Origin of the sequence: Moorena sp. SIO1F2 (genome assembly GCF_010672755.1) — a bacterium.
In the GTDB taxonomy this organism is placed as follows: Bacteria; Cyanobacteriota; Cyanobacteriia; order Cyanobacteriales; family Coleofasciculaceae; genus Moorena.
Genome location: NZ_JAAHFV010000290.1, coordinates 1 through 8,273 on the forward strand (window position 1 = coordinate 1; position 8,273 = coordinate 8,273).

The following is an 8,273-nucleotide window of genomic DNA, read 5'->3' on the forward strand; positions in this document are numbered from 1 at the left end:
TCCTCCAGAATTTTTTAGTAAAAAACCTAGTCTTTTTGGATGAAATTTTAACTTAGGGAAAAAGCGCATTTATGGCCGTTCTAAAAGAGGGACTAGAGTTGTCGATTATCGGCCTTATTACAGAGGTAAAAATATCACAATAATCAGTGCCCTTTCCTACCAAGCAATCTTAGGTACTATGACCTTAAATGGTTCGATGACTCCTCAAGGTTTTCTAACTTATATAAAACCAGTTTTAGCACCATCATTATGGCCTGGCGCTGTGGTAATTATGGATAAGTTACCCACCCATAAAAACCAAAAAGTTGTAGAAATATTATCTACAGTTGGAGCTAGCGTTTTCTTTTTACCTCCTTATTCTACCGATTTTAATCCGAGGAAAAAATTTTGGTTTATTTTGAAATAATATTTACGTTCATTAGTCCCGATGACTAGAGATGAGTTAGAAAAAGGTCTAGTTGATTGTTGTGATTATTTGACTAAAGAACAAATTAAAAAACTTTTTTATTATTGTTGTTATTGTAACTAAGTTAAGTGCAAACCGCTATATGTTACCATTATGTCCTAACTATCCCTTTTTTGGCTATATAAGTAATCTAGCCCTTAGACCTCGTTGATAATACTTTCGTGTCTTGATGCAGTCGCTCATGGGGGAAACCACGGCAGTTGCTCATGGGGGGAACCCCCAAGACCGCACTGCCTCCCCAAGACCGCGCTGCATCGCTTATTAGGATGCGCGTCTCATTAATTCGGTTACTAATTCTAGACAAACATCTTTGAAGTTAACCCAGGTTTGACCATATAAACCAACGTAAAAACTGCTATGTCTTCTCTCCAATCGGCCAGATTATTTTACACGAACCACATAGTTTTGGATTCCTTTACGTTTAATGTTATGACCTTGAAGAGTTGCAGAAGTATAAGCTATAGTCATCAATAAAACTAGATAAATAAAGCGTTTACCTTCAACGTTAGTCTTTTCTAAATTATAACCACCTGTCTTAAAATCTCTAAACATTTCCATGCCTCGCTTCGCTCGCCAGGCTTCGCCAACGAATCAAATCTTTGTTTGTAAGCTGAAATAGCCGAATTTAAGCCAAATTTGTCAAAATAAACCATCCTTCTTTTGGGGCTACTCCGTTAAGTTTACGTTTCCATTTAGCGGCAACATTAAAACTTATAAAACCACGATTATTCGTGACTTTAATTCCTTTAATAAATAAAGACACTCCAGGTACTAGACCTAAATCATTTAATTTAATCCAACTATTTTTTTGATATTCAACTAACTCATTGTTTTTTAAACGCAAACAAAAATCTCTACCCAATTACTGAAGATGATTTGCTAACTTTACAGAACAAAATTCTCGTTCGCGAAGCGTGACCAAAGGTCAATCTCCCAATACACAGATTTTATAGTTTTTTAAAATCGGGATAACTTTTGATAAAATACTTTGTTGTTCTTTTAAATTACTACTACTCACATCTTGCACCAAGAAATGTTGATATCAATTCCCTGTGCTTGAAGCAGAGGTTGCAATCGGAGGATATCAGTTAATAATATGCAGACAACAAGCTGAGGGAGGAAAGAGTGGAGAGCTTTTTCAGCTACTTGCCCCCAATCGGGTAAGGTGGTTGAATCAGTAGAAAGATAAGCCCAGTGTGCCAACAGGTAGGCTATCATTGATAAAATCAGCCAACGGTACATCCCTAGTTTGGTTTGCGCAAGCTAGCGGTGCAGTCGCTTAACGGTGCTTAGCAGCTCTTTTACCAGCCCTCAATAGGCGACCTGCGCTTGCCCCACCAGTTGATAGTGCTGGCTTTCATAGGTCTAGTAGACAGCGACATTGCGCTTGTTAGATTTGCCGTCACGTTTGAGATAGAACCAAGAAATGGAAACAACTATGGGTTTGCCATTAAGCCGAACTTGTTGCCCTCGCTTGTACAGACTAGGGCGTGTCATCAATTAAGCCAGATAACAGTAGCAGCAAGATAAATTGCCCCGAGAAAGTTTATTGCTCGCTTATCATAACGTGTCGCGATTCCTCGATATTGTTTGAGTTGGGCAAAGAAATTCGTGGCGCAGATGTCGTGCTTTGTACAAGTATTTATCATATTCACGCACTTAATTACGGTTGCGTTTGGGTGGAATCACCGCTGTAGTTCCCTTTTCTTCAAGTCGTTTAATCACGCGCTCGTCAGCATCATATCCCTTGTCTGCAATCAGTGTATCGGCTCTAAGGTCTTCGAGTAGGACATCGCGACCTCGAGGTCACATGCTTGTCCAGGGGTCAAATGAAAGCCAGTAGGTAACCTGCGGCATCTACCACGGCGTGAATTTTCGTACTCAGTCCACCTTTACTGCGACCGATGGCTTCGCCCGCACCATCCCCCCCTTTGCCCCAAGAGACGAAACCTTAGATAGTTGAGCCTTATTACAAAAGACTTGAACCTTTTACCCATAACCTACTAACTATAAAGGCTCAACTATCTTACGGTAACTTCAAAGCACTATGCTGGTGGGCGCGTACAATTGTTGAGTCAATCATTGCATATTCATTGTCTGCATCCTTGGCTAGCTCCTCAAATATCTTTTGCCACACGCCACTTCTTGCCCACCGACAGCAAACGGGTATGAACTATCTCGTTTATCCCCAAATCTTTCCGGTAAGTCCCGCCAGGGAATACCCGCAAGGGTACCGATACAGCACTGCTTCGACAAATAATCGGTTATATGCATGCCGTCACTCCAACTGTCTCTTTTCGTCCTGGTAGTGAGTCTTTGATTCTTTCCCACTGGTCATCCCGCAAGGCATAGCGACGTGTCATGATAGCACGGATCCTAATTGACTCAACTCTCTACATTTATCGATTCTAAACTAGATTGATTCCTATTTGATGACACGCCCTAGATAGTGGGCGTCCATCAACCAGTTTACGGTCACGGCGGACTCCAACTACAGCGTGATATCTGAGCTTGCGAATGCCTCGCTTTAATTCCACACTACATTTGGCGGTATCTGCTAATATCATCACCTGAAAGCGACGAGTCAAGGCTTTAGGCAATCGTTGTACTAAGCGCAAGCCTAGTTGTGCTTGTGTTGTTGTGCCATAACCGCCGAAACACTCGAAAATTCCAAGGCACACGCCACTGTCCCACCACCAGGTACAGCACGACTAAGTGCAATCGAAGTTTGCCATTGAAAACACTGATAAGGGAGTCAAAAGCTTTGAAAAACCCTCGTAACTCTTAGCTAGTCAAGTCAATAATTACCTGCAAACATGGTCTTCGCCCTTTTGGTTTGTAGGATAGCAATTTGGCTATAACCCCTTGTCGCACCTGTCGAATCATTTCACGGGTTGACCAATGGTACTCATTGAGAAATCGACAATTGGCGCTAGTGGGACTTAAACAAAAATCAACCCCAAATAAAGCCCTTACTCGCTTTATAAAAGGCAAATACGTCTCGGTTTTGGGTCAACCAATTAAAGAAACGGAAAGACATGGCAGTACGAAAAGCTTCTAGAGCCTCAGGAAAAGTATTCATTCGCGTAGCGTGGCCTTTGGCCAAGGTTGATTAGCCCAGCGTCTTTGTAGTCCTCAAGTTAACTTGTGCCAAAGAATAAAAGTGTAGGCACAGAAGACTAGGATAAAATGGCGAATCAGACTTCTTTTATCTCTGACTTGGTATTCTCTCAAGCCGAGCCATCCCTTAGCTTCCCGATAGAATACTTCTACCCAATTTCTTTGAGAGTAAGTCGTTATAACCCACTGTGCTGTTACTTTATATGAATCAACATTAGTGATAAAATAATCAATGTCTGTCGCCTCTTAAATTGAACTTGCATCTCCTACGATAGCAAATGTTCTTTCTCCTTCTAGACGAGACAGCTTGGCATTTAATGTTGCCACCCAAACACTTTTCGGTTGCTCGTTCGTTGAGATGAACTTCCTCAAACTCATCTGATGAGAGGCTTTTCGCTAATTCATCCGTAATTTTTACTTCAATGTCTGATTCAGTTTTAATAATAACTTTCCGTTCGCGTAGCGTGCGCCTTTGGCGCATTTTTAGCGACCCCTCCTAAATACTTTAGCTTCCTTTATTCCAATTTTTTGATAAAGGTTGTATTGTTGCCATAACCGGCATCAATTAAGACGATTCCTGGACGATACCCCCGAGCCTTACTCCGGTCAATTAACTCTATTCCCAAGTCAGGCTTCTTCTGAAATTCCTCATCTTTCTTTCCCAAAGCTAGTGAAGTGGCGTGCTGATATAATTCTAGGTCTAATGGTAAGCTTTTTTTGCCATCATAAATATGGGTTGTTACGATGACTATTCCATTGTCTGTCTTACCGATTTATCCTAGATACTGCCTTCCCACTCCGAAGCGTCAAGTTACCACTTTTTCTATGTCCAGAGTCATCCAAAATCAAGGCAAACCCTCCCTTGATTCGGGTCCCTTGAACATTTGTTCATCACTTGTAAACGGCGTTCATTGATCTTAACGGCATCCCAAGGGGCATCAGTCAAGAAATGGTGTAATCGGCTGTAAACTACACCTACTGCATTATTTGCCATCTGTGTCAGGTTTTTCCTCTCGCTTTCCCCTAATAATCCCCCTAAATAATGTCTAAATCCGGTTTTTTGGGCTTTGGCGCATGAAGCAATCGTCGAAACGTTTACACCATTTCTCAAAGCACGGGGGCATGGCGGAGGGAGTGGTTTCTCTCAGGTCGGTTATTTCGACGTAAAATTACTGTATGATAACTATTATAGCCTTATTTTACTCTTTTTATTGTTTAAATCCCACTAATCTGAGTTTGTTGATACCAGCCCTGAAGAAATTGCTGAATTTGGTTGAAATTAAATGGTTGTACTTCTAACACCGTTTCGACCTGTGACCCTGGTGTAGTACGATAGCCCTGGGGACGATATGTCAAGATAAAAGCAGTTTGGGGATAGGTTTGCATCTGCTGGTTAACCCATTGACTCACCTGCTGACGCTGATCCGGATCAGCTACTTCATCCAACCCATCCAACATCACTAAGCATTTGCCATTTTCTAACTGATCCCGAAACCAATTAGCAGGAGGTTGTTCCAAGCCTGCGGATTGACCCAATCCTGGTAATGACCCTTCCTCAACTTGTTTCGTAACTAGCTGTGCCAAGTTAGGTTTTTGCTCACTAGTAATGCGATCGCAACTATTCCGCAAATATACCAGTATAGGAATTAGTTTTGGCGCTTTATACTGGCGGTGAGCATTGTTGGCATAGGTCAGGGTCAAATGCTGCAAGGTAGTGGTTTTTCCTGATCCTGGGGGGGCAATGATTGCCAAATGTCGATAGGCTCGTCTTTTAGGTATTTTGGCGATAAAATCCCAAATTTCCGGACTGATCTGAGATTGATGGGAGTTTGTCTTAGGTAATGGTCTATTACCTGGAATTTTTGTAGCGAATCTTAGGGGGACAAATACCTGCTCGAAATCCAACCTTGATAGCCTTGTGTTCAACACTACTGTCTTCAAGTCACGAAAACCGTAGACTAAGCTTTGGTAATACTTGTCTTGAAACTGTGAGGTTGATTTTCCGTCGTGAAACTGTGAGGTGAATTTTCCCCACAACCCCATGACCAAGTTTTATTCTGGTTCCAAAGCTTTCTCATTTGACTTGTTTTGGAACGATGGCTTGTCCGACATGTTTTCTGGCATAGTGATGCTACTGCTACAAAGCCCCTTGCTTTCGAGTGTAAGCGAGTCTAATACTAAGTTGCCGCTTAAAGATGTAATTTACTGGTAAGACTATCCTTGAATTTGACTTTTAACCGTCAACTGTCAACGCTCAATCCTCTTGGGCAAAAAACCGTTGCAATAGTGACCTAGTAACAACCAAACTTGGTGTAAACACGCTTACTCGATGACACTGCTGATCAATTCTAAATTTTTATAAACAATGCTATATTTTAAATATATATTTTTAACTATTAGTAACCGAATTGAGTTTTTAGCATTTTATCACTCTCATTCTTTGTCTGTCATTTGTGATATCTTCTAAGTGTCGTATTACTTTGTAAAAATGTTAGAATAGATAGTCAATGAATGTAGCGATTAAGCGAGTCCTATCACCCCTAAAACCTTACCTACGCTGGGCAATCTTAGGTGGGACATTATTCTTCTTAGCAAAAGCCTTGAAAGACAACTGGCAAGAAGTGCTAGCGATTCGGATCAGCACTTCTGGATGGACTTGTTTAGGGATCGCTGTTGGCGTGACATTGCTAGCCCACACCTGGACTGGCTGGGTTTGGCATTGGATGCTCCGGGAATTCGACCAACAACCAGGGCTTGGATGGTGTATCCGGATCTATCTGAAGGTTAACATTGCCAAATATCTACCAGGTAACGTTTGGCACTTCTATGGTCGGATCTGGGCAGCTAAAACAGCAGGAGTTCCATTGGGAGTAGCTACTCTGAGTGTGTTAATGGAACCTCCCATGATGGCAGTAGGTGCTTTATTGCTGGCTTTGATCAGCTCTCCTTTGGCCAGCCGGATCATTCAACTCCCAATTCTGTTTGCTGTACTGATACTGATTCATCCTTGGTGTTTAAACCCATGCCTACAGTATTTAGCTCAATTAACAGGCAAGAAGAAAAGCATTGAATCAAGCGATGAAGATCAGATTATCCGGGTCAAGCGCTACCCAATCCTACCATTGTTGGGGGAATTGGGCTTTTTGGGATTGCGAGGTTTAGGCTTTTTGCTTACCCTGTTAGCCTTAAGTCCAATCAGCCCCAGCCAACTCCCCCTGTTGCTTAGTGGGTTTAGTGTAGCTTGGCTGTTGGGCTTAATTGTCCCAGGGGCACCAGGGGGAGTTGGGGTATTTGAAGCCACTGCAGTGGGTTTACTAGAGCATGACTTTGCTCCGGCACTGGTGCTGAGTTCCGTTGCCTTGTATCGTTTGATCAGTATTCTATCAGAAGTTGGCGGTGCGGCACTGGCATGGTTAAATGAACCTCCAAGCGATCGCTCTTCTAACCAAGATCAAGGATGAAAACTTCATAAGTCATACTTTCATACTTCATACTTCATCGTGATAGGTAGAAGCTACGTACAACTCTTTTAACTGTTTATCATCCACAACACCTGGAGCATCGGTTAGCAAAGAACGTGCTTGTTGGGTTTTCGGGAAAGCAATCACATCGCGAATAGATTCTTCCCCAGCTAATAGCATTACTAGCCGATCCAAACCATAAGCAATCCCACCGTGAGGAGGGGCACCATAGTCAAAGGCTTCCAGCAGAAACCCAAACTTACTGTGAGCTTCCTCTTCGGACAAGCCAATAGCTTCAAAAACCTGTTGCTGAATCTCTGGCTGGTATATCCGGAGACTACCACCACCGATTTCTACCCCGTTCCATACTAAGTCATAGGCTTGAGCCCGAGCCGTTTTCAAATCATCTAAGTCATCAGGATGAGGAGCTGTAAATGGGTGGTGCAGTGCTTCTAAACGCTTTTCATCCGCATTCCACTCAAACATCGGGAAATCTGTTACCCAGAGTAAGTTAATTTTTGTTGAATCAATTAATCCCAATTCTTGACCAATTACAAGTCGTAACCGGTCGAGGGTTTTATTGACAATGTCAGCTGAACCAGCACCAAACAGCAGCAAATGACCAGCAGTAGCACCAGTTGCCTCTAATAACTGCTGTTTTTGGCTATCACTTAGGTTATCCTTAATCGCCCCGATGGTATCAATTTCACCTCCTTCTCGCACCCGGATGTAAGCTATCCCCTTAGCACCAGCTTCGCTTGCTTCTTTGAATAAGTCACCCCCTGGTTTAATCCGGACATTCGATATAGCTTCATTACCACCAGGAATAGGTAGAACTTTGACTACACCCCCAGTCTTTACTGCACCCGAAAAGACTTTGAAGCCAGAATCTTTCATCAAATCAGAGACATTGACTAGTTCTAAGCCAAAGCGAGTATCGGGTTTATCACTTCCGTAGCGTTCCATGGCTTCAGCGTAAGTGAGGCGGGGGAATGGTCTGGGGATATCAATACCTTTGACTGTTTTAAAAATGTGAAATACTAATGTCTCATTAAGCTGGAGAATTTCCTCTTGGGACATAAACGACATTTCCATGTCCAACTGGGTAAACTCTGGCTGTCGGTCAGCTCTGAGGTCTTCATCCCTGAAACATCGGGCAATCTGGTAGTATCGATCCATACCCGATACCATCAACAGCTGCTTAAACAATTGGGGGGATTGGGCAG

6 protein-coding genes and 6 pseudogenes are annotated in these 8,273 nt (G+C 42.6%); 2 read left to right on the top strand and 10 right to left on the bottom strand.

What is annotated here, in order from left to right; genetic code table 11:
• Positions 1-55 precede the first annotated feature (55 nt).
• Positions 56-406, top strand: a pseudogene (locus F6J94_RS25630) (transposase); the annotation flags it as partial.
• Positions 407-754: 348 nt separating this feature from the next.
• On the opposite strand, the pseudogene F6J94_RS25635 reads toward F6J94_RS25630, so the two are convergent.
• The 9 genes and pseudogenes from F6J94_RS25635 to F6J94_RS25665 form a co-directional block, all read right to left on the bottom strand.
• A pseudogene (locus F6J94_RS25635) lies at positions 755-1,496 on the bottom strand (IS4 family transposase); the annotation flags it as partial.
• 335 nt (positions 1,497-1,831) lie between these two features.
• Positions 1,832-1,963 (bottom strand): hypothetical protein, encoded by a 132-nt coding sequence (locus tag F6J94_RS25640; protein WP_293045295.1) that lies wholly within the window; start codon positions 1,961-1,963, stop codon positions 1,832-1,834.
• Complete coding sequence (locus tag F6J94_RS34435; RefSeq protein WP_365940445.1) at positions 1,963-2,115, bottom strand: transposase; 153 nt, start codon at positions 2,113-2,115, stop codon at positions 1,963-1,965. Before F6J94_RS34435 ends, F6J94_RS25640 begins: the two co-directional genes overlap by 1 nt.
• A gap of 10 nt (positions 2,116-2,125) precedes the next feature.
• Positions 2,126-2,242 (bottom strand): annotated as a pseudogene (locus F6J94_RS34440) (transposase); the annotation flags it as partial.
• Positions 2,243-2,259: 17 nt separating this feature from the next.
• Positions 2,260-2,372 (bottom strand): annotated as a pseudogene (locus F6J94_RS25645) (IS5/IS1182 family transposase); the annotation flags it as partial.
• Between the two features lie 135 nt (positions 2,373-2,507).
• Positions 2,508-2,829 (bottom strand): annotated as a pseudogene (locus F6J94_RS25650) (transposase); the annotation flags it as partial.
• 45 nt (positions 2,830-2,874) lie between these two features.
• A complete protein-coding gene (locus F6J94_RS25655; RefSeq protein ID WP_293029083.1) occupies positions 2,875-3,147 on the bottom strand; it encodes a hypothetical protein in 273 nt (90 codons plus the stop codon).
• 272 nt (positions 3,148-3,419) lie between these two features.
• Positions 3,420-4,734, bottom strand: a pseudogene (locus F6J94_RS25660) (IS701 family transposase).
• 67 nt (positions 4,735-4,801) lie between these two features.
• Positions 4,802-5,629 (bottom strand): NACHT domain-containing NTPase, encoded by an 828-nt coding sequence (locus F6J94_RS25665; RefSeq protein WP_293029080.1) that lies wholly within the window; start codon positions 5,627-5,629, stop codon positions 4,802-4,804.
• Between the two features lie 464 nt (positions 5,630-6,093).
• Between F6J94_RS25665 and F6J94_RS25670 the strand changes: the two genes are divergently transcribed.
• Entirely contained in the window at positions 6,094-7,047 is a 954-nt protein-coding gene (locus F6J94_RS25670) for a YbhN family protein (protein ID WP_293045297.1), read from the top strand.
• Positions 7,048-7,074: 27 nt separating this feature from the next.
• On the opposite strand, the gene aspS is transcribed toward F6J94_RS25670, so the two are convergent.
• The coding region (gene aspS, locus F6J94_RS25675) for an aspartate--tRNA ligase (RefSeq protein WP_293045299.1) at positions 7,075-8,273 on the bottom strand (1,199 nt) is incomplete at its 5' end.

Coding starts and splice junctions, on each gene's coding strand:
- F6J94_RS25640 (WP_293045295.1), bottom strand. CDS start 1,963: ATGACACGCCCTAGTCTGTACAAGCGAGGGCAACAAGTTCGGCTTAAT.
- F6J94_RS34435 (WP_365940445.1), bottom strand. CDS start 2,115: ATGATAAATACTTGTACAAAGCACGACATCTGCGCCACGAATTTCTTT.
- F6J94_RS25665 (WP_293029080.1), bottom strand. CDS start 5,629: ATGGGGTTGTGGGGAAAATTCACCTCACAGTTTCACGACGGAAAATCA.
- F6J94_RS25670 (WP_293045297.1), top strand. CDS start 6,094: ATGAATGTAGCGATTAAGCGAGTCCTATCACCCCTAAAACCTTACCTA.